Annotated in this window: 18 protein-coding genes and 2 pseudogenes; 8 read left to right on the forward strand and 12 right to left on the reverse strand. The window is 35.8% G+C overall.

Going from position 1 to position 25,308, the window contains the following annotated elements; all coding sequences use genetic code 11:
• Positions 1-195: 195 nt before the first annotated feature.
• A complete protein-coding gene (locus F6K06_RS18325) occupies positions 196-1,320 on the reverse strand; it encodes a DegT/DnrJ/EryC1/StrS aminotransferase family protein (protein ID WP_124144566.1) in 1,125 nt (374 codons plus the stop codon).
• Positions 1,321-2,027: 707 nt separating this feature from the next.
• Here F6K06_RS18325 and recA point away from each other — a divergent pair.
• Positions 2,028-3,110: a recombinase RecA gene (recA, locus tag F6K06_RS18330; protein WP_124144585.1), complete on the forward strand. Its 1,083-nt coding sequence runs from the start codon at positions 2,028-2,030 to the stop codon at positions 3,108-3,110.
• Between the two features lie 335 nt (positions 3,111-3,445).
• Here recA and F6K06_RS18335 read toward each other — a convergent pair whose 3' ends face one another.
• From F6K06_RS18335 to F6K06_RS18360, 6 genes are all read right to left on the reverse strand, one after another.
• Positions 3,446-4,324, reverse strand: coding sequence for an alpha/beta fold hydrolase (locus F6K06_RS18335; protein ID WP_124144567.1), 879 nt, complete (start codon positions 4,322-4,324; stop codon positions 3,446-3,448).
• A 1,701-nt stretch (positions 4,325-6,025) separates the two neighbouring features.
• Entirely contained in the window at positions 6,026-6,391 is a 366-nt protein-coding gene (locus F6K06_RS18340; protein ID WP_124155091.1) for a DUF1815 family protein, read from the reverse strand.
• An 896-nt stretch (positions 6,392-7,287) separates the two neighbouring features.
• On the reverse strand, positions 7,288-7,500 hold the full coding sequence (locus F6K06_RS18345; protein ID WP_124144569.1) for a DUF2839 domain-containing protein: 213 nt from the start codon (positions 7,498-7,500) through the stop codon (positions 7,288-7,290).
• Positions 7,501-7,924: 424 nt separating this feature from the next.
• Positions 7,925-9,463 carry a helicase C-terminal domain-containing protein gene (locus F6K06_RS18350; protein ID WP_287242398.1) on the reverse strand — a complete coding sequence of 513 codons (1,539 nt, stop codon included), beginning with the start codon at positions 9,461-9,463 and terminating at the stop codon, positions 7,925-7,927.
• Complete coding sequence (locus tag F6K06_RS18355) at positions 9,460-10,986, reverse strand: pentapeptide repeat-containing protein (RefSeq protein WP_287242401.1); 1,527 nt, start codon at positions 10,984-10,986, stop codon at positions 9,460-9,462. The genes F6K06_RS18350 and F6K06_RS18355 overlap by 4 nt, the downstream gene beginning before the upstream one ends.
• Positions 10,987-11,952: 966 nt before the next feature.
• A complete protein-coding gene (locus F6K06_RS18360) occupies positions 11,953-13,509 on the reverse strand; it encodes a pentapeptide repeat-containing protein (protein WP_287242404.1) in 1,557 nt (518 codons plus the stop codon).
• 36 nt (positions 13,510-13,545) lie between these two features.
• On the opposite strand from F6K06_RS18360, the gene F6K06_RS18365 reads away from it, so the two are divergent.
• On the forward strand, positions 13,546-14,394 hold the full coding sequence (locus F6K06_RS18365; protein WP_124144465.1) for a prephenate/arogenate dehydrogenase: 849 nt from the start codon (positions 13,546-13,548) through the stop codon (positions 14,392-14,394).
• Positions 14,395-14,400: 6 nt separating this feature from the next.
• Here F6K06_RS18365 and F6K06_RS18370 read toward each other — a convergent pair whose 3' ends face one another.
• Entirely contained in the window at positions 14,401-15,465 is a 1,065-nt protein-coding gene (locus F6K06_RS18370; protein WP_124144463.1) for an AI-2E family transporter, read from the reverse strand.
• Positions 15,466-15,800: 335 nt separating this feature from the next.
• Here F6K06_RS18370 and F6K06_RS18375 point away from each other — a divergent pair, with 335 nt between their 5' ends.
• A complete protein-coding gene (locus F6K06_RS18375; RefSeq protein ID WP_287242407.1) occupies positions 15,801-15,995 on the forward strand; it encodes a hypothetical protein in 195 nt (64 codons plus the stop codon).
• Between the two features lie 237 nt (positions 15,996-16,232).
• Here the strand turns inward: F6K06_RS18375 and F6K06_RS18380 are convergent.
• Positions 16,233-16,388: pseudogene (locus tag F6K06_RS18380) on the reverse strand (peroxiredoxin); the annotation flags it as partial.
• A gap of 66 nt (positions 16,389-16,454) precedes the next feature.
• Positions 16,455-18,338: a group II intron reverse transcriptase/maturase gene (ltrA, locus tag F6K06_RS18385; RefSeq protein WP_287242410.1), complete on the reverse strand. Its 1,884-nt coding sequence runs from the start codon at positions 18,336-18,338 to the stop codon at positions 16,455-16,457.
• 226 nt (positions 18,339-18,564) lie between these two features.
• Here ltrA and F6K06_RS18390 point away from each other — a divergent pair, with 226 nt between their 5' ends.
• A complete protein-coding gene (locus F6K06_RS18390; protein WP_240039162.1) occupies positions 18,565-18,765 on the forward strand; it encodes a hypothetical protein in 201 nt (66 codons plus the stop codon).
• 175 nt (positions 18,766-18,940) lie between these two features.
• Here the strand turns inward: F6K06_RS18390 and F6K06_RS18395 are convergent.
• Positions 18,941-19,339, reverse strand: a pseudogene (locus F6K06_RS18395) (peroxiredoxin); the annotation flags it as partial.
• Positions 19,340-19,694: 355 nt separating this feature from the next.
• Between F6K06_RS18395 and F6K06_RS18400 the strand changes: the two are divergent.
• The 4 genes from F6K06_RS18400 to F6K06_RS18415 all read left to right on the forward strand — a co-directional run bounded on the left by F6K06_RS18400 (position 19,695) and on the right by F6K06_RS18415 (position 24,393).
• Positions 19,695-21,056: a peptidylprolyl isomerase gene (locus F6K06_RS18400; RefSeq protein ID WP_124147123.1), complete on the forward strand. Its 1,362-nt coding sequence runs from the start codon at positions 19,695-19,697 to the stop codon at positions 21,054-21,056.
• Between the two features lie 273 nt (positions 21,057-21,329).
• Positions 21,330-22,997 carry a peptidylprolyl isomerase gene (locus F6K06_RS18405; protein ID WP_287242414.1) on the forward strand — a complete coding sequence of 556 codons (1,668 nt, stop codon included), beginning with the start codon at positions 21,330-21,332 and terminating at the stop codon, positions 22,995-22,997.
• Positions 22,998-23,454: 457 nt separating this feature from the next.
• Complete coding sequence (locus F6K06_RS18410; RefSeq protein WP_287242418.1) at positions 23,455-23,838, forward strand: pentapeptide repeat-containing protein; 384 nt, start codon at positions 23,455-23,457, stop codon at positions 23,836-23,838.
• A 168-nt stretch (positions 23,839-24,006) separates the two neighbouring features.
• Positions 24,007-24,393 carry a pentapeptide repeat-containing protein gene (locus F6K06_RS18415; RefSeq protein WP_240039046.1) on the forward strand — a complete coding sequence of 129 codons (387 nt, stop codon included), beginning with the start codon at positions 24,007-24,009 and terminating at the stop codon, positions 24,391-24,393.
• Between the two features lie 355 nt (positions 24,394-24,748).
• On the opposite strand, the gene F6K06_RS18420 is transcribed toward F6K06_RS18415, so the two are convergent.
• Positions 24,749-25,240 carry a hypothetical protein gene (locus F6K06_RS18420; protein ID WP_287242422.1) on the reverse strand — a complete coding sequence of 164 codons (492 nt, stop codon included), beginning with the start codon at positions 25,238-25,240 and terminating at the stop codon, positions 24,749-24,751.
• Between the last annotated feature and the right edge of the window lie 68 nt (positions 25,241-25,308).

The following is a 25,308-nucleotide window of genomic DNA, read 5'->3' on the forward strand; positions in this document are numbered from 1 at the left end:
TATTTTTCTGAGAAGACCCTGAATTTTAAAATCAATTAAATTAACAGTTATTAATTAACTATTTTAGAGCTGATTTATCAAGTAAATATTAAGAGGCTGAATTCCTTGCAATACAAAGGTTTTTGGAGTTATAGCCCAATAATACCTAAATCCCTGATAGTTAGATGACATAAGGGTTTTAGCTAAGTTTACAAATCAGCTCTTACTAATTGTCTCAACAACTTGATTAATTTGTTCTTCACTAATGACAGGATACATAGGTAGGGATAAAATCTGTTGACTGAGAATTTCACTATTGGGAAAATCTCCTTGTTTATAGCCTAAATTTTTATAGGCTGGTTGGAGATGACAGGGTATAGGATAATGTATACCAACAGAAATACCTTCGGCTGTTAATTTCTCTTTTAGGGTATCCCGGTTAATGGGAGATTTGTCGGTGACTCGAATCACATATAAGTGATAAATATGCCCACTCCCACTCAAATTCTGTATGGGAATAATACCTTTTTCTTTCATTGGATTGAGAAGGCTATCATATTTTTGAGCTGCTTGGTTACGATCGCTATTCCAGCTCTCTAAATAAGGAAGCTTGACATTTAGTACTGCAGCTTGTAAGGTGTCTAACCTACTGTTAGTACCTACTTCCTCATGAACATATTTACACGGTGCGCCATAATTACGGAGAATTCGCATTTTATCCGCCACCACCGAATCGTTAGTAATAACCATTCCTCCATTACCAAAGCAACCTAAATTTTTACTTGGATAAAAGCTAAATGCAGCAGCTGTTCCTATGCTTCCAGCACGATATCCTTCTGTTTGTGCCAAATGAGCTTGGGCTGCATCTTCAAATATAATCAAATTGTTAGCTTGAGCAAAGTCTTGTAATTTACTAGGAGCTACCATTTGACCGTAAAGATGTACTGGTAATATTACCTTAGTCTTGGAGGTGACGGCCTTTTGAGCTGCTTCTAAGTCAATTAAGGCATTGTCAAGATTACAGTCCACTAGAACGGGGATAGCACCAGCATGAAGTACCCCAATTAATGTGGCGATAAATGTATTAGCAGGTAAAATTACTTCATCACCCGCACCAATACCACAAGCTTGAAGTCCTAGTGTTATGGCATCCGTTCCACAAGCAACTCCAATAGCATTTTTAACTCCACAAGCTTCTGCAAATGAATACTCAAATTTTTCTACTGCCTGACCAAGTATAAAGTCTCCTCTCTCTAATACTGCCTGGATGGAATTTTCTAGTTCTGTTTTTAGTGGTTGATGTTGGAGCTTGAGGTCAACGAAAGGAATATTTTTTGCCATTATCTATATAATGTTGATGACTAAAAATTTACTCAGATGTATTAGCTAACTGAAATATTGATTTACACTATCTTAAGTGTCTAGAGTAATAATTTATACACTGACCCTGACTATATTACTAAGTATAAGATAGCACAAATAATTGCTGAGAAAGAGCAAGACAGCCAATAAGCTTCAACATTTTTTTTTATTATTGCTACAAATAATCCTTGTTTATATAAGTAAAAATGTTATAAAAATTATAATAGAAGCATCTGAATAATATTTATATGTATTATCTAATCATAGAAAATTAAAAATGCTACTATTATGCAGTATGCAAAACTACATTGATTAACTTGGGTAGCCATTCTGTAGAGGTTTTCGTTTACTAGCAGCCTCTGGAGACTATGGTAAATAAAATATACCTAGAAAATTAAGTAAAGCTATGGGTTTTGTGACACGGATATTTTTTAGAGTAGAACCTTGGCCGTGTCCATCGACAGTGGCTTTAATCCTAGAGAATAAGGTGACTGAGTATGGTATGTTTCGCACAGCTTAGTTTTCGTGAAATCGAAAATAGGAAGGTTTTGGCTCTCCTAATCTAAAGTGTAGAGTAGTGGGTCTAGCAGTTAGCTACCTCCAAGTCTCTTCAAAATCTCAGGCTATAGCTAGGGGTTTAGTCTCAGAGAATGTCAATGTCTAGTGTTAAGTTGGGAAAAAAATACATGGCTTCAGCTACAGATAACAAAGAAAAACAAAAAGCTTTAGATTCAGTCCTGAAAACTATAGAAAAAAGTTTTGGTAAAGGGTCAATTGTCCGTTTGGGAGATGCTACCCGCATGAAGGTGGAAACAATTCCTAGTGGGGCATTGACTTTAGACTTAGCATTGGGAGGTGGCTTACCCAAGGGCAGAGTTATTGAAATTTATGGCCCAGAAAGTTCGGGGAAAACTACCCTTGCTTTACACGCGATCGCCGAAATTCAGAAAACAGGAGGTATTGCAGCTTTTGTAGATGCGGAACACGCTCTTGACCCCACTTATGCTGCTGCATTAGGGGTCGATATCGAAAATTTACTTGTCTCCCAACCTGATACTGGGGAGATGGGTTTGGAGGTAGTGGATCACCTGGTTCGATCTGTAGCTGTTGATATTGTGGTTGTTGACTCGGTAGCAGCATTAGTTCCTAGAGCTGAAATTGAGGGGGACATGGGAGATTCTCACATGGGTCTTCAAGCTCGTTTAATGAGTCAAGCGTTACGAAAAATTACAGGTAATATTGGTAAGTCTGGTTGTACAGTTGTCTTTCTCAACCAACTTCGACAAAAAATCGGTGTTGTGTATGGTAATCCAGAAACTACTACTGGTGGTAATGCTCTTAAGTTTTATTCTTCGGTAAGACTTGATATTCGTCGTACACAAACTCTGAAAAAATCTTCAGAGGAATATGGTATTCATGTTAAGGTAAAAGTTGCTAAAAATAAGGTTGCCCCTCCATTCCGTATTGCTGAATTTGATATTATTTTTGGTAAAGGAATTTCTAGTTTCGGTTGTATTATTGACCTAGCTGAAGAGACAGATGTAATTAAGCGTAAAGGTGCTTGGTATAGCTACGGAGGAAGTAATTTTGCTCAGGGTAGAGAAAAGGCGATCGCTTATATGGAAGAAAATCCTGATTTTGCCAAAAAAGTTGAACAGCAAGTTCGGGAAAAGTTAAATCATGGTGCTTTGGTTTCTGCTAATTCTGTGGCACGACCTGATGATATGGAAGAGGAAGAAGGTGAAATAGAAGTTTTGGAAGAAGAGTAAATTTTATTAGCAGAAGAGTAAATATTTCATAGTTGCAGTTATTTTATTATGATAAATCTACAAATTATGCAACTATGATTTTTTTGCTTTTTGGTGACATCTCCCACACTAAGCTGATGCTATAGTGTGAGCTTCTCGTTTCGTAGTCCCGGTATCCCGTCGGACTCCACGAGCTTTAAGGACGGAATGCCCTACCGCCCTATTTTTGATATTTATAGCGACATTTAACTAAATTTGTCAATAGTTGCAATAGACAGATAAAAGGCGGACATAGACAACTTTAGACAGGGAAATATTTTTTCTACTGTTCCCTATTCCCTGTTCCCTGCTATAAATTATTTCTTCCTTAAAAAATCAAGCAACTCTCTATTCACTGTATGAGGTACTTCCTGCTGAATCCAGTGGCCACATTCAGGGATAACTTTTAACCAAAAGGGAGCTGCTATTAGTTTATCTAAACCTTCTGTAAGTTTTTGACTTAAAAAAGAATCTTCTTTTCCCCATAAAATTAAAGTTGGTGCTGTAATTAATGATGGCTTAGGATTAAAGCTCTTTAGCCAGTTTTGAGGTAAAAGAAATTGACGATAGTGATTAATTGCGGATACTAGCGCTCCTGGTTTTTCCAGAGCTGCCTGATAAATTTGAGTAATTTCAGTAGTAAAGACACTTTTGCGAATAGCTTGTCCTTGAAAAACCCCTTTAATAAACTCTCTTAAATTTTGCTGAATCAGCCATTCTGGAATACCAGGAACTTGAAAAGCGAATATATACCAACTTCTGCGTATTTGATCTACATTTCCTGCCAGTTCTTGAATCAGTTTTTGTGGATGAGCTGCATTCAAGATTGCTAGACGGTTCAAGTATTGAGGAAATTTTTCAGCTAGATGCCAGGCGATCGCCCCTCCCCAATCATGGCCAACAATATGTGCTTTAACATAACCCAAACGTTCAATTAGTCCCCGAATATCAGCAGCTAAAGTATCTAGGTCATAGCCATTATCTGGTTTGTCTGAATCATTATATCCCCGTAAATCTGGAACTACAACCTTGAAATGACGGGCCAATGCAGGCATTTGATAGCGCCAAGAATACCAAAATTCAGGGAACCCATGAAGGAGTATAACTAACTCTCCTTCGCCTTGAGTAACATAATGTAGCCGTACATTATTAGTGTCTACGAAAAAATGTTGCCATTGAGACTCTAGAAGACTCATAGTTTGCAATCAACTCTCCTCTATTACCACCAGACTTGTCTAATTTAGTAGTAGCTTTTGTCTGGCTAATGTTAAATTTGTGATTTATCTATTTCTAGATTAACATCTGTTCAAGCTAGATTTAGCGAAATACAACTTAAGTAGCTTTTCCTCTCTGAATTACAGATATTTTCAACAATTAATAATTAGCAATTAATATAGCAATGTGCGCTGGCATATTTACAAATTGCAGGAATTGTCCAATAGCTAAAAGTCTTATATGATTCCTACGGAATGCTTGCGCAAACAGATTTTTATTCCCCCAGATGAGCTGTTGCCAGATGAGCTGTTGCCTGCGCGCAGCGCTATAATTATATCTCCTTGAAAAGAAGAGGATTGACGCGGAGCGTGAAAATTTTTTCTTCTCTTGGTCGATGGTTGGCCAGCGAGGAGACCTTGCCATCCCACCCTACGGGAAGCTCCGAAGATCGACCGCTGTCTTGGTTGATTGGATATGGCGAGGGGACCTCGCCATCCCTCAACCGCTTTTTTCTCCTTTAAAGGAGAGGCTTTAAACCTACATTCCGCGCTTCAATTTGTAATATTAAAAGTAGTATATAAATCCGTAGTTTGGTAAGTATTTATACTATGCAAATCATCTCAACTACTTTTTTCGTTGATCAAATTCCGAGTAAACAATTAAGCATAAATACTTGCTTGATTGTTTACTCAATCACAGCAGCTATGATTTTCTCCTAAATTCTGACTCCTGACTCAGTCCTCCTGACTCCTTCTTATATAATACATTTTGTGGTGCGGAATGTGGGTTTAAACCTTAATTATTCGGTAAGTTGCTAATTTTTATACAAATTTCAGAACAATTTTCCCGATCTACTCAGACTTGATGGAATTGAAGAGAGATTTATCTGAAATACTAAATTTGTTTCCATTATACTTCCCCATTAAATCATAGATTATAATGGGAGATTAAAAACTGAATTTGAAGTTTCTTCCTTTGGTGGATAATTAATATCTTACGTCTCCACAAGCAGACAAGATTAGCTGTTCCTCCCTTGAACAGCTATCCATCACCAATATCTTTTATTAATTTTATTAACAGAAAATTTGACAAAATAGACAAGTTATGTATTAGTATTTGAGAGGCTTTTCCAAAAAAAAGTGGGTTGAAAAATACATTTTTTTGAGAACTCTAGACAAGATTCTTACTCCCCAACCTCCCCATACTTCCCACAAGGTTTTCAGGAATTCCGTATAAGGGATAGCTCTATAAGGGGGGATTAATGCTTTATTTAATATTTGTAATTTAGATTAAACTCAGCGTCATACCCACAAGGTTTAACGAAGGAAATTATTGATACTCTCACCGTTAAATCAAAGATTATAACGGGAGATGCTTGCGAGTGCTGACGCAAAGCTAAACTAACACAGATTCTTAACTAGATAACAAATCAAACCAGTCGAGTTGCACACCCGTCAGACCATATCCACAAGCTTTCTTGCTCCGTCTTTACGCCCTCGGAAACCTCAGGGCAGGCGGTGCGCTTTTATTCAACCGTTTGCCCCACGGGTATTGGTCAGATTATAACACCAAAAATGTGCGCGCCTATTGCTCAATTATTTTTCTGGTTGAAATTCATCTCACCCATCACCCATTAAATCAAAGATGATAACGGCTCGAGATCTTTCAACATTTATGATAAATTAGATAACCTGGTTCAGACTTAAGTCTTCCTGGGGAAGTTGAGTAGAGTTTGGACAAGGCTGAATCTGATTTTTCAGTAAATTAGCTAGCTCTTGTAACTGACTAATTGCTTCAGCTCCTTCTAATTTCATTAGTTCACGATCATCTCGCATCTCTGTCCAAGTAATACCATAATCTGATACTAGAAAGCGAATCAGATGATTCTCTCCCAAGCTGACCATAAATGAGGCACTATTCATTTTACCTCCGCAGGTATAACAAGATGCCAAATATCCTCTATTCTCCAGCACAATTGCCAGAGCTTGCAAGTTCATTACTAGGTCTTGTACAAATTGACGATGTTGTTCTGCAAGTCTCAGAAACACTGTTATCCTCCTATCACCACACCCCTAAATTTTAGACTTTGTTAAGGTCTCATAAAAATTTGGTGTTTAGCTTTTGAACATTAAGTATATCCCTAATAATTTTTTTAGCAAATCTCTCGAGTAGTCTTTAATGACTAGATACTTGATTAGGTTAACTAAGTAGGATTTTTGAGCAAGGTATCAAGAGCAACATCCACCTATGCCTTATGTCTTTACTTTCAAAGACTCAAACACTAAATTTAGGTTCCAAAATTAGAGATTTGAGGAATTGAAACCAGAAAATTATACAAATAATTAATCATGGTTATAAGTTAAATAGTATCCAGGTGGATTAAAGTAGCTGTAAGCAAGAGTTTTGAATGGGAACACAATTCAATCTAAACTTTTCTAGAGGTGAGTTGTTGATTTTTTATAGATATTAGATTGTATTTATATTGAAAACTATTTATAGACAAAATACTGAAAATTGAATCAGGATTCACAACAATAAAATGTATTTGCTTATTGATTTTATTGATTGTGATAATTGAATTTTCCTAGAGTCAATTAAAATTCTACATAATAGAGTTTTTATACTGCCAAATTATCTTGAATATTGATTTTAATAAGTTGTTTTTGACATCTATAAATTTATCAAAAATCAAACTGTCACAAAAATTATTCATAATTTCAAATTTTTTAGAACAGATTTTATCTAGTATTTTAAAAATGTCAAAAATTTGTATCAGGTTTAAATTGATTTAATCTTGATGCTAAATAAATACTCATTAATCTGATCAAATAAATATTTTAGAATATTTGACTCTGAGAATACTCTTATTAATGCTTGCTAATTAAAAATTAACTATTAGCTATTAAATTTTTCTAACTGTTATCTTAACTTCATAGATAAGGAATTATTGAATTTGCCACCATCCAAAAGCAGGACCAATAAATCTAACTGTTAACCAGCCAACAATCAGAAATCCAATACCAATCCATGCACCAGTTGAAGTCAACTGGATAAATTTCTCACTTTGACTTTTAGTAATTGGCAACCAAGAAATAAACCGTGCTTCTTGGCCATACTGTTCTCCTAGTGATTCTTTACGACGCTTTGCTTCACCCATAATTATTTCAATAGTTATTTAAGTGATTTTAATTTAGATCATAACAGTGAGGCTTGACAGGAATAAACTTTTTTTGTTAAATCTATTTAAGAAAGGATCAAAAAAGTTAACTTTAAGAATTAGTTCTTAATCAATTGGTTAATTTAGCTACTATTCAGAATATTGGCAGAGAACTAATGTTATAATTGCATCTTGATCCAAAGATACCAAAAACAGTATCTATAGTTTTTCTATTTGAGGCGTGAAACTAGATTGTAATTTTTTGAGTACAAAAAAACTCTCTGAATTAGAGTTGGCTAAATAAATGTAAAATTTTAATTAATCAAAGTTTTGAGGACTATTATCAAGATTTATAAAGTACAACAAATAAGCTGAATTTAGTGTCAAAATTCATCTAACTTCTAACTTATGACTTCTGACTTCGTTAAGTTAACCATGTAGTATCTAAGTAATCAATCTTGGCAAAAGGACTAAGAGCTACTAAAAATTGCTTGCCATAACTACGACGAATTACACGACTATCAAGCAAAGCAACAACACCTTGAGATTCTCTGATAGAGGCAATAGCACTTTGCAATTCCTGTAATGCCTTTGGTAAAAGGTATAATCTAAACCAATCTAAACCCCGTTGCTTATAAAAATTTACTCGTCCAGATACTAAGGGATTTTCCAAAGATGGAAGGGGTAAAGTGGCAATTATCAATAATTTAGGTGCTTTTAATTCCCTTTGATGCTTTTGCCAAAATTCCCAACCAGTAATCAAAATGCCTTGTACTCCAGGAGAAGTAGTTTCCACTTGAACTCGGGAACCAAATTCAGAGGCCAAAACAGCGCCCACTTGAGCTTTAAGTGGTACATCTCCGATGACGATCACTATTAATCCATCAACAGCATTAGAACTGATATACAATAAAGTCCTTATTTCTTGAATTAATGCTTCCTGAAATTTAGGTGTATTTGGCATCGGCAAACCATTGGGCAGATATAATTGAATCATCTCATTGCGACGATCAGGGGAAAATTTAACGCAGGTCAAGTCCTCTAACCCCATCATCTTTCTATAGGTAGAAGCTTTGGCCTCTAGGTCTAATGCTCCTCCAATAATTACTACAGGTTGTTGAGTCCATATATTATTAAGAGCTTCAGATAAATCACAAGGAGTACAGTATAAAGAAAACGAGCCTCTCTGGCGATGAATTTCTGCCCACCTTAATTGTCCATCGCTTTGCCACTTCAACCAAAAATCATTATTCAAATGATTACGATGTAATTCCTTGTTTGTTGGAGTCAATGACAAACGTTCGATGAGATTTTGTAAAATCTGCTCCTCATCTTGTTCAATTAAGTAGCAACTGTAGGGGTTTGCTGGATGTTGGAAGAGCGATCGTGTTAAGTTTATCCTGGCTTCACGAATAAAGTCAGCTTCATCGGAGTAAGCTTGCATCAGTTGATTCCAGTCAGCAGATAAAAAACTGGTAGTTAAATAATTTTGGACCCAAGTTTCTAGATCGTCTGCCCAATCTATAATTGTGGGAATACCTTGAGAAAACTGCCCATCTGGCCATTGGTTAATTAACCAAGCTTCAGGAGTTATTAGTAGTAGTCCATTAAAGTCAGAATCTTGTTGTGGATAGGTTTGGATTGGCTTATTGGGCAGTGATGAGCTACTGTATGAATTATTTCCAAGCAACTTAGGAATTTCTACCCTAAGTAAATGTTCCTGTACTGGCCGAGGAGCGACTAATATTGTTTTTTGAGGCCACATTAAAATTGGTACTAGGTAGCTTAACTGATATTGTTGATTATGACTACCTGGCGGACACCCCGTTTGAATCAAAGCACTACGCCCCAGCCGCAAGGCCCTCGCGACTAAACGTGCCATCGTCAAATTATGAGGCCATTGAGGTTCATTTTGCGATCGCAGGAAATTACGCAGGGATCTATGGACTTCTACTTCGATCACAAACTTTGACCCAAATAATAAAAGCTGTTGATAAAATCAATTACCTTATTTTTAGGAGGCAAAGAAAAGGTTTGCTCTGTTATATTTTGACAGTTTTTTTTACCAAATCCTGGATTACTACTTAATACTAAACTCTGACCACTTGAATTATTTAAAATTAATTGAGTAGGGCTTGAAAAAAAAGCAATTTTGTCCCTAACAGACTCAATGATTGTTTGGATTCGTTGATTTTTTTTGACAAGCTGTTCCATTTTTATTTCCAATTCTAATATTTTGGTATTCATTTTTTGTAAAGGAATATTTTCGACAATTTCTATCACATTAACTTGAGCTTTTCTAGCATCAGCAAAAGGAAAAATCACAATAAATGCAAGCAGAAATAACAGTTCATCACTATCTACTCTAAAATTCAAAATAGTTTTTTGGTAACTAACTTCAATACTGGGAGGACGAGTAACAAAATTATAATCCTTACCCAAATGATAGTAGGTTGTAGCAAGAGCTACATTAGCTTTTAGGTCTAAAGGTGAATCAACAATAATTTGAACTGTTGGAGATTGTTGGCTAAAAAATTTCTTAGATTCTGCTGATGATTTAAAATAATAAACTTGGCTATGATCTCCTTTGGGACTAGTATCAATCCATTCACAAACAATTTCATCAGCTTTAATATTTAATCTGGGAACTTCATAAAGTTTTGCTCCAGTCAAAATTGCCCCTGATAAATCTACTCCCACTAAATCAGTTCTCATTAAATTGGCTTCAGTTAAATCAGCATGAACTAAACTAGCATTAGTTAATTTTGTATTAGTTAAATTTGCTTTACGAAGATTTGCCCCACTCAACTTAACATTAGTCAGGTTAGCATTAGTTAAGTCAGCTCCATTAAGAATAGCCCATCTAAGATTAGCTCCATTGAACTTGGCATTCCTGAGATTAGCCATACTTAGATTAGCCTGTCTTAATTCAGCATTGGTAAAATCAGCTCCTTGTAAATCTGCTTTTGTTAGATCAGCACTATGGAGGATAGCTTGTTCTAGATTAGTTTCTTTTACTGTGGCAACTCGAAGATTTACACTGCTAAGGTTAGCTTGCTTTAAGTTTGCTTCTGTCAGGATAGCTTCTCTCATATCAGCACCACTGAGATTTGCTCTGTTGAGATTAGCTAGAGTCATGTCTACTCTAACTAATTCTCCTCTAACTAATGTAGCTCTAACTAATGTAGCTTCCCTAAGATTAGTTCGGACTAGATTGGCCACATTTAAAGTGGCTTGGTTCAATATTGCCCTGTTGAGATTGGCATTGCTAAGGCGAGCTACATTAAGATTAGCTTTACTAAAGTTTGATTCACTAAGATTAGCACCACTAAGATTAGAGACAAATAGAGTAGCATTACTGAAATTACTTTGACTTAAGTTCATCTTACTGAGGTTAACTTCTGTCAGGTTGATAGCAGTAAAATTTCTTTCCCCTTGTGCATATCTTTTGACTAATTCAAATCTTCTGAATATTTCTTCTGGCATCTGTTGTTGATTAAGTCAAGTTGAATAAATATATTTTTCTACTGAATTTTAATATAATTTTTTTATCTAAATTAGTTATTTGTACAAAACAAAAGTAGGTAATCTAATCAAGTTAACTGTTAAACTTGAAGTCAATATTAATTTTCTGGATATAGTAGTCTTAAATCATTTGTAAAAAATCTAGGAATAGAAAATAAATCGAACAGTCTTTTTCCTAATTCCAAAATATTTTATGCAAAATTTAAATTAACACTGCTACATTAATCATAAAGATACAAAAGATTTCATCTAAGTGAGGTACACCAGTGGCGGGCAAGATGTCCGACCACAAAATTTTTATTGTTAATTTTTATACTTTATATACTTGTAATTTACTGTATTTATCTTGCTTTGACTTTTAATATCAATTTGGAGTCTAGTTTTTTTACTCTATCATGTTATAGTTTTTTGCAATTAGGTGAAGTACAAAATTCAAGATTTTAGGGAATAGGGAAAAATTATAAATCTCTGTTAGAAAACAGGGTTTTCTATGAAAAAGTTTGTAGTTAATCTAGAGCCATTGTATTCTATACAAGTTTTCTATTAGACCTCTCCATAAAATAGGGAGTAGGGAGTAGGGAACCCACCCCTAACCCCTCCCAGGAGGGGAAATAATTGATGATTTATACGTATGGGATTGATTTTATTTTTGATTATCGGAGATATAGCAATGAGCGCTGGTATATTTACAAATTGCAGGAGGGGCTAAATAGCTAAAAGTCTTATATTATCAGCAATTTATTCCCCCTGTTGCCTGTTGCCTGTTGCCTGTTGCCTGCGCACAGCGCTATATCTATTGTGCTAATGTAACAAATATTTTATTCTGTTATCGGTGGCATTAATGAAAGTATAACAAATCCCTCTTAAGAATAAAACTTTGATATTTGAGATAATAATTATCAAGAATAATTTTGCATTAGTAAACTACTATTTAAAGTCATGAAAACCATCAAGGAAATCCATGATTTTATTTATGGAACATGACTCTGCTTGAGGTACTTGAATGATAGTTTCTACTTCATTATTTTTACTAACTTTATTAACTATTTGCTTACCAAATGTAGGATGATTATAAACATTAAAATTTTGATTGCTTGAATTAACAAGAGTTATTTTTGTTGGTGTCTGAAAAAACTTAATTCCGTTGCAAAATCTCAGTAATTCCTTGTCTTTATTAACTTGATTAACTTTTTTAATAGATTGGTTGAAAACTGCAGTTAGCTGCTGGATTTTTTTAGCCGTTCTAGGAGTTAAATAGTTTACATCTTGAGAGTTAAGCATTTTCATCATATTGCTAATTTTCTCTTGAGTCTTAGCAGCATCATTAAAAGCGATAATAGCAGCATAAGCAATACCAAATAGTTTCTTATCGCTTTTCATTTGAAACGAGATTATTGTTCGACAAGAGTTAATTTGTATAGAAGGTGGTTGATTTAGCTCTGGTAAATACTTACTAATTTGATAATATATTGCTGCTAGAGCATAATGACTAGAGCTATCTAAGGGAGCATCAACAATAATTTTCACTTTAGGAAGAGTCTCGTGAAAGAAACTTGTTATTTTTTCAGCATTGAGATAATGGACTTTACTTCGATCTCCATTAGCACTCAAATCAAACCACTCGCAGATTGCTGCTTCTGTTTTAATTCCTAAGCGAGAAGCGCCATAAATTTTTGCACCTGTTAAAGTTGCACCTGTTAAATCTGCTCCAATCCAATCTACTTCAATTAAACAAGCATTTGATAAATCAGCATGAACTAAGCTAGTATTTAAAAGATTAGCCTGGGACAAGTCAGCTCTACTTAGGTCAGCACCACTAAGCTTGGCATCACTAAGATTAGCGCACTTTAGGTTAACCCCAATCAGACTAGCCCAACGTAAATTAGCCCCACTTAAATCAGCTCCATTCAAGTTAGCACCAGTCAAATTAGTTTGTCTGAGTTCAGCACCACTAAGGTCAGCACCACTAAGATCAGCACCACTAAGATCTACTCCTTGCAAGTTAGTTTCTATTAAATTAGCTCCTGTTAGAGAAGCAAAGCGTAGGTTAGCTCCCTTTAAGTTGGCACCACTAAGATTCGTTTTTCTGAGGGTAGCTTCTATCAGACTTGCTCCACTTAAGTCGGCAAAAGAGAGATTAGCCTCACTTAATTCTGCCCTAATCAGCTCTGCTCTAATCAATTTAGCAGCAACTAATTGAGCTTTTTTTAGATTAACTAAAACTAGATTAGCTACATTAAGATCGGCATCATTTAAGTTAGTGCCACTAAGATGAGCGCCATTAAGTTTAGTAATATTAAGTTTAGCTTTACTGAGATTAGCATCAGCTAAATTTGCCCCATTGAGGTTGGCAACGCTGAGATTGACTCCGCTAAGATTTGCACCACTGAGATTAATACCACTAAGATTGGCCTCAAAAAGATTGAAGTCAGTAAAGTCTCTTTCACCAGCGGCATATTTTTTTTGAAGTTCTTCGATTATCATTAGGGCGCACCCTGGTATAATCCCCATTTAATTATGATTAATATAGGTATTGTCGGATTAGGTTTAATCGGTGGCTCAATTGGATTGGATTTAAGAACCCTAGGTTATCATGTTCTTGGGGTATCTCGTCGAGAACAAAGTTGTCAAAAGGCACTCGCTCTTGGGGCTGTTGATGAGGCCAGTTTGGATCTATCTTTACTATCTATTGCTGATGTAATATTTATTTGTACTCCCATAGCTGTTATTATTCCTACTTTAGAAGAGCTGATTCCAATTCTTTCTCCCACTACAATTTTAACCGATGTCGGCTCGGTTAAGGCTCCTATTGTGGAAGCTGTTTCCGACATTTGGCCTAATTTTGTAGGTGGACACCCCATGGCTGGCAAAGCAGAAAATGGTATTGAAGTGGCTCAGTTGGGTTTATTTCAAAATAGACCTTATGTTCTAACTCCGACTGAAAATACTCCCCTAGAGTCTATAGAGAAAGTTGAGGCAATAGCAAGGATGCTCAAGAGCAAAGTTTACTTTTGTGACCCTTATGAACACGATAGAGCTGTTGCTTTGATTTCTCATTTGCCTGTTATGGCCAGTGCTAGTTTGATTCTTGCTTGTATGAGCGAGGCTAATCCTACAGTTTTCAAGTTAACACAAGATTTGGCTAGTTCTGGCTTCCGTGACACTAGCAGGGTGGGAGGAGGTAATCCTGAATTAGGACTAATGATGGCCAAATATAATAGTGGAGAGGTGTTACGATCGCTCTATTCTTTTCGTGAACAAATTGACCAGTTTATTCAACAAATTGAACAAGAAGATTGGCAGACTCTGGAAGAAAAGTTAAGGTATACAGAGCAAAATAGAAAACTCTTTTTACACCATGAAATTTGAGATTCTTCAGTTTTTATTTTCATACCTTGATTCAGCGACGCCAAATTCTGAATAGTAGCGGAGGTAATTAACAGTATTTTTGACAAAACCTGCTATGGGGAGAGCAATTAATAAACCCAAAATTCCCCATACTTGTGCCCCTACTAATAAACTGACTAAAATCCAGACAGGATTAAGACCAGTAAAGCCTCCTAATATTCTAGGAGCAACAAAGTTTTCAATTGCTTGCTCTATTAAAACTATCACTATTAAAACCTTTATACCTAGCCAAAAATCTTCTAAAGTTATTAATAAACTTACGAGAGTTACACCTAAAGCTGTACCAAAAGGAATTAAAGTCATTAAACCAATTCCTATGCCAAATAATAAACCAAAAGGAGTTCCTAGAAATAATAAACCGATGGTCATAGCTACGCCCATTAAACAAGCTAATGTTGCCTGACCAATAAAATAATTTTGAAAGTTTTGTCTTAATGATTTGCGTACATGAATCTCTAGGTGATTAGGCAACCAATTAAATATCCCATCCCATAAGCGATCGCCATGTAACATTAGGTAAAAAGTGATAATTATGGTGATTAAAATATCAAAAATCCTACCTAATGTATTAACAATAAAACTAATAATGTCTCCTGTAATATCTTGCAATTGAGAAGATAAACTTTCTGTAAATTGATTTGTCCAAAGGGTTAAGTTAATCGGTAATTTACGCTTATATGCCCATTGGTCAAATGATTCTAATTGTTGATTTCCTGATGCGAGCCAACTAGGAAATTTTTCAATAAATCCGGTAAGTTGCTCTAATAATAAGGGAATTAGAATAACTCCTAAAACTAATATAATTACTAATGCTACTAAGAATACTAAAATAACTGCTCTGGGGCGTTTAACTTTATGTTTCTCTAAAAAAAGCACTGGGTAATCTAATAAAAATGAGAGTAAGGTTGCAGAGACAGCTATTGTAATTATTCGACCAAAATATTGAAATATTTGGAGCAAAGCCCAACCATTTATGACAATTATTGGTAATGCTAAGTACCACAATAATCTTTTATTTAGTAAATTCAGCATAAATTAGCTTGTACTTTTAATTTTTAGTGATTTCTCTTCTATAGATGAATAGATTAACTTAAAAATGATGACTATTTTGGGAAAAGATGTTGATTTTTAATTATAAATTAAATGATATAGCGGTTCTCATATTCATCAGATACAGCATTTTTTTCTCTTCCCTATTCCCTATTCCTTATTCCCTACTCCCTATTCTCTAAAATAGAAAACTTGTGTATCTCACCAAGGGTAATAATTGTTATACTATATACTACTAAATATTATATTTAAACAAAAAATAAGTTTTACATTATGAGTAAAAATCTCACATAATATCATGTCCGGTAGCATCGGTCTTGTATAGCAAAGGTAAGGAAGAAGGAAGAAGGAAGAAGGAAGAAGAAAGAGGGAAGAGGAAAGAAGGCTACCCTCGCAAGAAAAAACCATCATTTCCTGTAGATATTCACCCTTGGGTTTACACAAACGATATAAACGGACATGATATAATAACTATAATTAAATTTTTAATACTTGTAAAAAAGGTATGGTAAGGCTTAAATATGCGTGATTTTTTGCAGGTTTCACTGTTATTAGCTTATTCTTTATAAGAATTATAAAAAAGGTGATTATGCCTGTATTAATTATTTTTAACAATGGAAGTTTCACCTCAATATAGCATCACTTTTAGTAATTAGTATAAGAGGAAAAAAACTTATATGTAGCAATAATTCATCTGCTACTTAAAATTAGTAGGGAGTGGTGCATAACTCCCTACTTAATTAACTTAGTTAAATCTGCTGCAACTCATCTAAACGAGCCAAAACTTCTTGACTATGAATAGGCGGTCTTACCCCGAGAAAAATCTCCTGCAACATCCCATCTGGATCGATAATAAAAGTATGTCGCATTGAGAAAAAATTCATCCATGAACCGTAAGCTTTGTTAAACTAAGCCAGGTAAGTTACCCTACCCGACTCGTCTTCAGAACCGGACGTGAGACTTTCACCTCATCACGGCTCCTCTCTTAAACGTCCCTTTTCATGGGCACATCCCTGTCTTAGTGTCAACATATCGTCAACCCATAAATAATCTTCAGGTAAGTCCTGTAACTTTAGTTCTGCGTATGTCTTTTTATCTAAGGCAGTTTTAGTATCGTGGCAATGTCGGTGCAATAGTTGTTTATTTTTATATGTGTTGTCACCACCTTCAGACCTTGGTTTTATATGGTCAACTTCAATTAGGTCGTTTGGTCTAAAGGTTAGTCCACAAGATGCGCATTTATTCTTTTGCCGTTTTAACAGCGTTGTGACTTCTTTCCTTACGCCTGGATGTTTTCCAATTCTGCTGCTCCAATAAGTCCAGTCACCGTCATAGGGTGATTTATTATCTTTTACTTTAATATGCCGTATAATAGGTACATCAAAGTGCAGATTTAGTATATATTCGCCTTCGTTAAGTACCCAATTTCTGATTCCTTTTATGCTGGGGAAATACTTTTTCTTAACCCAAATGGCTGACTTATTCGGATGCCTCCTACTTGCCCATCTCCATAGCCTTTTCCATAGGAGGTCATCAATTTTTTTGAATATCTCCTTACTGACTACGGCTGAAAAGTAGTTAGCCCATCCTCTTATTACCGGATTTAATTTAGCTATTAGAGCTTTAGTAGGGGCAGTTTTGTGAGAATCACATATATCTGCCAGTTTCCGGTAGTGAGTTTTGATACTTTTAGAGGAGGGTTTTATCAGTGTTTTAAATCCTTGTTTAGTTGACTTAACCTTCCATTGCCTAACTGTAAAACCTAGAAAATCAAATCCAGGCTGATTCCCTTCATATTCTTCCAGGGTATGGGCAATTTTGGTTTTTCCTGGTTTTAGTTCTAGTCCTACCTGGTTTAACCATTCCTGTATTACGGCTTTTGCTTGCAGGACTACTTTGATATCTTCGTGAAGGATAACGAAGTCGTCAGCATAGCGTATTAGGGAGAGACTTTGACGTTTGTATTTCTTTGCCATTGCTCTTCCATTAGGATGTCTAATCGGGAGTTTTTCGGCAAATTCCATTACTCTTTCCTCTAGACCGTGTAAGGCGATGTTTGCTAGTAGGGGACTAATTACACCTCCCTGTGGTGTACCTTCCACAGATTTTAGGAATTGTTTATTATCAAACACTCCAGACTGTAACCATTGTTTAATTAATCGTCTGTATGGTGAATGACCTAATTTCCTCAGCAGTGCATCATGGTTAATTCGGTCGAAACATTTGGATATATCTGCATCAAGCACATATTTGGGTTTATGGTTAATGCTTATATAGATAGCCTCTATGGGATCATGGGTTGACCGTCCTGGTCTAAAACCATAACTGTTGGGTTCAAAGCGTGCCTCCCACTCTGGTTCCATACCTAACTTAACCAAGGCTTGTAATGCACGGTCGTACATCGTAGGGATTCCAAGTAGTCGCTTTTCATCCCTGCCTGGTTTTGGTATCCAGACTCTGCGGGTTGGGCTTGCTTTGAGGTGACGTGATGCGAGTAGATTCACCAAGTTGAATCGCTGCATTGGAGATAGATTTTTAATACCATCTACTCCAGCAGTTTTCTTGCCTTGGTTATCCTGTGTCACGCGCCTAACAGCTAGCAACCTTGCGTAATAGCTTTTGGTCAGAAGTTTTTGGTATCTGTGCATCTTGCGGAATTCGCCACTCATGGATGCTCTGTAAATCAATTTTTGTAATTTGAACACAGATTTCTCTACCTTCTTCCAATTAATATCCTTCCATTTAAGGTTAGGATTAATTGAAACTTGTGAGGGTATATCCTCTGTATCCCATGCTACGCTTAAAAATGGTTTAGGATTACCTAAGTTTCTTTTCAGTGTTTGAGCTTTGTTCATTACTATTCATTGCCTTACATTACGCCTAACAGTGGATACGTCTGCAAATTAATGCTTCTTATCCAATCCTACTCTCCCTAAGACCTACAACCTTTGTGTAGATTTACCTTGAATGGCTTCCTAAGTTCTCGACCTATACTCTTAGGTGTCTTAGAGAGGTTTCCTCGTTCCCTTATTCCTTATTTACGGCTGATTTAGTAGGATAAAATCTCCCGGAGGGTTCGGTATGGTTGTCGATAATCCCGTAAGTATAGAATTATCCATAGACCCTCTGACTTTCGTCCTACATCCCATAGCTACCTTTGAGATGGTTTGGAATAACGAGAGTTTGATTACCTTCCTGTTTGTCCACTTGTCAGCCTTTGCTTGCGGTATCGTTCCTGGTAACTGGTATTTTCCCGCTTTTAGGCCAGCTTCACCAGTTTGATGTTCAGTCTCACCAGTGTGGCCTATGCTTTCTACCTAGACAACGAGGCGGTGGAATTTCACCACTAAGGAAATAAGAGTTTTCCGATGGCCAAATATTTAACCTCCTTTAAGATTAGCCATGGAAGGCTAGATATATCTGCTTTTCAGCAGTTTGACTAACCAACGAGTCGCACACTAACACTTCCATCCGTATCAGCTAACAATGGAAATTTCAATCCCTCAGAATCACAAAATTCTGCATGAGAATCTACATCATCTGCACTAACACCTAAAATTTGAGCATTTCTAGAAATATATTTTGGCAAATCTTGCTGGAACCTACGCGCCTCAATAGTACAACCAGAAGTAAAATCTTTAGGATAAAAATAAAGCACTACCCACTGACCCCGATAATCAGATAAAGAAATTTCTCCATCTCCAGTATTCGTGGGTAAAGTAAATTCTGGTGCTGGTTGGTATAACTCCGGTAATTTTCCTCCAAGTGCCCAAGTATTAGGAATAAAGTTAAACCAAGTTATCAAAGCTAAACAGCTAGCTAAAAATATGCTAATTAGATTCCGACGGGTGGTCATAATTTACGATGAAAACTCTACTTCATATAAGTTTACTTGAAGAAGGCAGAAGGCAGAAGGCAGAAGGCAGAAGGCAGAAGGCAGAAGGCAGAAGGGAAAATTGCTGATGGATAGTCTTCAATACGCCACTCCGTGTCTACAAACCCCAAGCAATTTTCAGCACCGCAAGTGACAGTGGGGTATTAAACCCATAAAAGAAAAGATAAATTTAGGAAAAAATTTTCTCTGGGGAAATTGTTAAAATCTAATATTTTATTTTGGATTTTGAGGAAAAATAGCGTTTATCAGAAAAGCCAGAAAATTTATTATATAATAAGCAACTTGTACAAAAATTTTACCCATAAAATTAGGAAAAATGGAAGAAGATTTACCACAAATATCAAGTCCAGCAACAGTATTAATGGTGATTGATAATCAAATAGTTACTATAGAAATTGATGGTATAAATGCACCAATAACTGGAGGTAATTTTGTTGATTTAGTAGAACGAAATTTTTATGATGGTGTCAGATTTCATCGCATCGAAAATCAACCACAATTTTCATTAGTTCAAGCAGGAGACCCTTTCAGTAGAAATCCAGATATTCCTTTGGAACTTTTAGGAAGTGGTAATTTTGTCGATCCACTAACAAATGAAACTCGATTTATTCCTTTAGAAATTCGGCCGTTAGGACTTGGGCAAGAAATTATTTACAATCAAATAGTTTCTCCTCCATTACAACTGCCAAATGTAGTAGGTGCAATTGGAATGGCTCGTATAGAAGTGTTAAATTCTGCATCTTCTCAATTTTATATTCCCTTGAATGATTTATCAGTATTAGATGGTAGTTTTGCCGTATTTGGTAATGTAATAGATGGGTTAGATGTTATAGAAGAACTAGAATTAGGTGATAGTATTACTGCTGTGAGAGTTACTCAAGGAATAATCCCTAGTCGAGTTTCACAAATTATTACTGATACTACTCTGCTCAATAATTTTATTAATATTGTTAATCGTGCCAATATTCCATTACCTATTGATTTCTTTCAAGTTTTAACAGAAGGAGATGATATTTTTCCAATTTCTACAGAATTATCTCAAGAAGTATTTGGTGTTTTAGGATTAGAAGGAAATGATGAAATTACAGGTTCAATACTTAATGATGTAATTAATGGTAATCAAGGAGATGATAGTTTAGATGGTAGAGATAGTTCCGATTATCTTCGGGGTGGAAAAGGGTTTGATTTATTATCTGGTGGTCCTGATAATGATATTCTGAATGGCAACTTAGATAGTGATACTTTATTTGGTGGTAGAGGAGATGATTTTTTACGCGGTGGTAAAGATAGTGATGTATTAACTGCTGGGGAAGGAAATGATATTTTAATTGGTGATGCTGGTACGGATAATTTGGCTGGTGAAGCAGGTGCAGATACTTTTATTTTGACATTAATAGAAAATGAAGAATATAATGCAGATATAGTAGCAGATTTTAATTTTTTAGAAGGGGATAGAATCGGTGTTTCGGTACAAATATCTTCCCTATCTTTTACTCAAGAAGGAAATAATACAGTTATTCAATTAGAAGGTGAAACAGAGGAAGATAATAGGATTCTTGGTACTGTGAATAATTCGACAGCAGAGGAAGTGAGAAGTGCCAGTTTCTTTTTCGATTTTACTACTATTTCTGTTCCTGATGCACTGCCTTTTGGAGATGCAGCTTTGAGAATTGGATAATTGAATTTATGGAAAAGTTTATTAGTAGAAAAAGAGGAATATAATATCAAGTATTTTAGTTTTAACTAGAGCTGTTTTTATTTCTTATACTTTACTGTACAAGAATGAAAAAAATTAGGTAGTGCTCAACAATGATTAAAAGAAGTTTATCCTCATTTTCAATTGACCTTCTTCCTGTACTTAAGCAGTTTTGTCGGCAACAAAATTTAAGAATAGAATATAATGAAGTAGCAAATTTTGGACAACTCAAGGAACTAAGGAACTAATCAACCAATGGAACAAATAAAAAGTACCGAAGAATATTTAGAAGAGCTAGAATTAGTTGATTTAGAAGGCCAAGAAGTCACAGTGGAAATGGTGGTACAAAAGGTATCCCAGGAAGAAGAAGAAGAAGAAAATGAAAATGAAGAAGAGGAAAATGAGAATGAAGAAGAACGTGGTGAGAAAGAAAAAATTACTGTTACACTCAATTCCGCCGCTGCTCCAGTCACAGCAGCTAACTTTGTCGATCTGGTAGAGCAAAATTTCTATGATGCTCTGGCATTCCATCGGTTTGTGGATGGTTTTGTAGTTCAAGGTGGCGACCCCCAGGGAAGAGATGAGAATTTTTTAATTGAAGATTTAGGATCGGGGAAATATATTAACCCTGCAACAGAAGCACCGCGGGAAATACCTTTGGAAATTCAAGTTGCAGAAACAGGTGAAATTGTCTATAACGAAGTAGTTGCCGATCCAGTAGAGTTATCCCATGAAGCAGGGGTAATTGCTATGGCACGCTCTGAAGCACTAGATACAGCTTCTTCTCAATTTTACTTCACCTTAGATGATGTTGCCGATCAACTGGATGGGGGTTATGCAGTATTTGGTGAAGTGAGCGAAGGTTTTGATTTTGTGCAAGAGATTCGAGAGGGCGATCGCATTCTTGTAGCTAGGGTAGTTGACGGAGATATATCAAGTAGAACTTCACAGATAGCTACTAACTCAGATTTACTCAATGATTGGGTTAATGCGGACAATGAAGTGAAGGTATCTTATGTTCTTTCTATGGATATGGATGAAGATACTGAAAATGAGGATAGTAATGCTGATTCTGCTCAGGATGATAATATTATTGAGGCATCTACAATAGACAACGATATCCTTTCCAGTCAAATTACGCAAACTGTTGATGAAGAAGTTGAAGGAGAAGAAGAAGGGGAAGAAGAGGAAGAAGAAGCAGAAGAAAATTCAGACAGTGAAGATGATAATGAGGGTGATGAAATAGCTAGCGCTGTTGATGAAGATGAAGACTCAGAAGAAGCAACTGAGGTAGCTGAAAATGATGACAGTGAGAGCATCCTAGATATAGATGTTGTTGATTCTTCTTTCACAACCATCATCGGAACAGAGAGTGATGATGTTATTGATGTTCTCGAAATAAGCGACGTTGATACTGATTCCTCTTTTGCAATTATGGGTTTGGCAGGTGACGATGAAATATCTGGTGGTAATGGTACAGATATCCTTAGTGGAAACGAAGGTAATGATATAGTTAGCGGTCGTGACGGTCAAGACTTTGTCAGAGGTGGAAAAGGTGTTGATATATTAATAGGTGGCAAAGGAGATGATATTATCATTGGGGATCATGGTGCTGATATCCTGACTGGTGGTTTGGGTGCAGATAGCTTTATTCTGCGAGCTGATATTGTTGATGGCATAGATGAAATAGACCAAGCTGACTTGATTACTGATTTTAATGTCGCAGATAACGATCAAATTGTCGTGATTGCTAATTTCATTCCTTCTGAAGGATTAACTTATGAATTATTCGATGATGACACAGTAATTAGACTGTCTGACAGTGGATTTATATTAGGAGTAGTTTCAGATACTTCCATAGAAGAAGTTGAAAATAACATTGTTGCAGTAAGTGCTGATGATTATGCTCTCCGTCTTGGTTAAGGAATGGTAAAATTAAAAGAGTTATTTAGTTCGCTAGACAATTTTTACATATTATGATTATGTTTTAAAGTTGTACTAGCGAATTTTATATTGTATTGATTTTGAATAAAGTTTCTTTTTTATAGTAGAAGGAAGAAGTTTGATTATTTATATTCTGTTGTTTGAGCTGTTTCATAAGTCAAATACAGTAATGGCACTATAGCAAGGAACAAGTTGATTAGGACATAGACTGATGATGAACCTTACCCAGGAAAATGCTTTTCCAATATTCCATCACGCCTAGTGCGCTACCAGGTGCGTTTGCCGCCGACGCTGGGTTGCACCACTGTTCCCTATTGTCTCCTATACATACCAAGTATAGTTGATCGAACAAATTGATAATTTTTTCCTGTTCTGGTATTTTCTACTTTCAGAGGTTCAAAAAAATGTAATTTAAGTTCAATCAAAATAACGAGATATGATGAAATTTTTAGCCGCTATTACCTTAGTCATTTCTTTAATTTATTTTAGTTTATCCGCACCAGTTATAGCAGCTAATTCTGAAGATATTAATCATCTACTACAAGATAATTGGTGCGTATCATTTTTATGGAAACAGTGCGATTTAAGTGAGATAGATTTACATGAAACTAATTTAAACAATGCAAATCTTTCGGGTGCTAATTTAACTGGTGTAAATTTTCAGGGTGCAGATTTGAATGGTGCTGACTTTTCGGGAGCTAATTTAACAGGAGCTAATTTAACAGGAGCTAATTTATCTCAACGTTGGTTGAAGACCCGCGCTCTCCCTTCGGGAGAGCGTCGGGATGAAAACCAATCAATCTTGCGGTTCTTACAATAGTATGCTATACTCAATAAAATAAGGCTGCTGGACTAGCAGTGTCAGTCTGTGGAGCGACCGTAAGACCGAAAAGAGGTTCGGCCTCGGAGGCAGGTGCTATGAAGCAGAAAGCCCCTATCAGTGATGTTAGGGAATCCCGCGCTGTCACGCAAGTGCAGCGTCGGGAGGATGTCAAATAGAGCAGATATTAATAGAGCTAATTTAACAAATTCAAACTTAAGTAACACTCGTTTGTTGGAAGTTGATCTAACTTTAGCAAATTTAAGTAATGCTAATTTAGTGAATGCTAATTTATCAGAAGCAAGACTGTGGGGAGCAAGTCTAGAAGGAGCTAATTTAAGCAATGCTATTCTCCGTGGTACTAACTTAGAATATGCCAATCTTGCTGATACTAATTTGAGTGGAACAGATTTTCATAGTTTCTCTTTCCGGGGTTATAAACAAGAAACTAATTTAAGTAATGCTAATTTGGAAGGTGCAATTATTACTGATGTAGATTTAAATGGAGTAATTCTGAGAGGAACAATTATGCCTGATGGCTCAATTAATGAGTAATATTATGTCAGGTTGAATAGTTATAAATAACGAGGGAGGTGTCAGGAGTTAGGGGTCAGGAGAAAGAAAGGATAAAAGTGCGAATTATCTGGGGAAATTCCGGCATTTTATGTCTGCATTGAATGGAAGTAGAAAGTGCGATCAATGTATAACCGGATTTTAGATCAGGAGTCAGGAGGGAAGAAAAAGGGAGAGGAGAAGAAAGTTTTTGATCACGCTATTATCCGGACATGATCTAATTGGTAATTAGACAAATTTAATATCACATATGATGGGTAGGTTTTTTTTAGGTAAATTCTGGAAAAATCAGAAAATTATATTCACTCAACCTACCCCTAAAATAGCTAGACTTAATTTATCTATCAATTCTTGTCATTCTCACTGGAATACAACCAGAATAATCAGAACAATTCCTCATTTGCCAATTACCACGACGACCTGACTCAACATAAAAAGTATCAGGTTGATAAGCACGGTTGATCGCATTACTACCAGGATAAGTAGGTCTACTACCCTGAAGAGTATAACCATTAGCATCTGGAACCATATTCATTTGTTGTTCGGCATAAACTTTTCTACCATTTGGCCCAGTGACATTGACAATCATAGTTCCGAAATTTCCATCCATTCTTAAACGTCCCCTGTGTAACCATCCATTTACTCTCCATTGCAAATTCCATACTCCATTCATCCCTTCGTTGATTACATCTGGACTTACACTTTTTTGCCGTATTGGTTCTGCAAAAGCAACTTTCGTGGGAATTATAGTTGCAAATGACAAAGAAGTAGCAGTTAAAGCAACTAAACTAAGGCTAATAATTTTATTTAGGTTTGTTTTAATAGTCATAGGAAAAATTATCCTGAAATTCAGTGACTTATTTCTTTTTTATACTTCTAAGGTTAGATAGTAAATTC

This window comes from Okeania sp. SIO1H4, from assembly GCF_010672695.1.
In the GTDB taxonomy this organism is placed as follows: Bacteria; Cyanobacteriota; Cyanobacteriia; order Cyanobacteriales; family Microcoleaceae; genus Okeania; species Okeania hirsuta.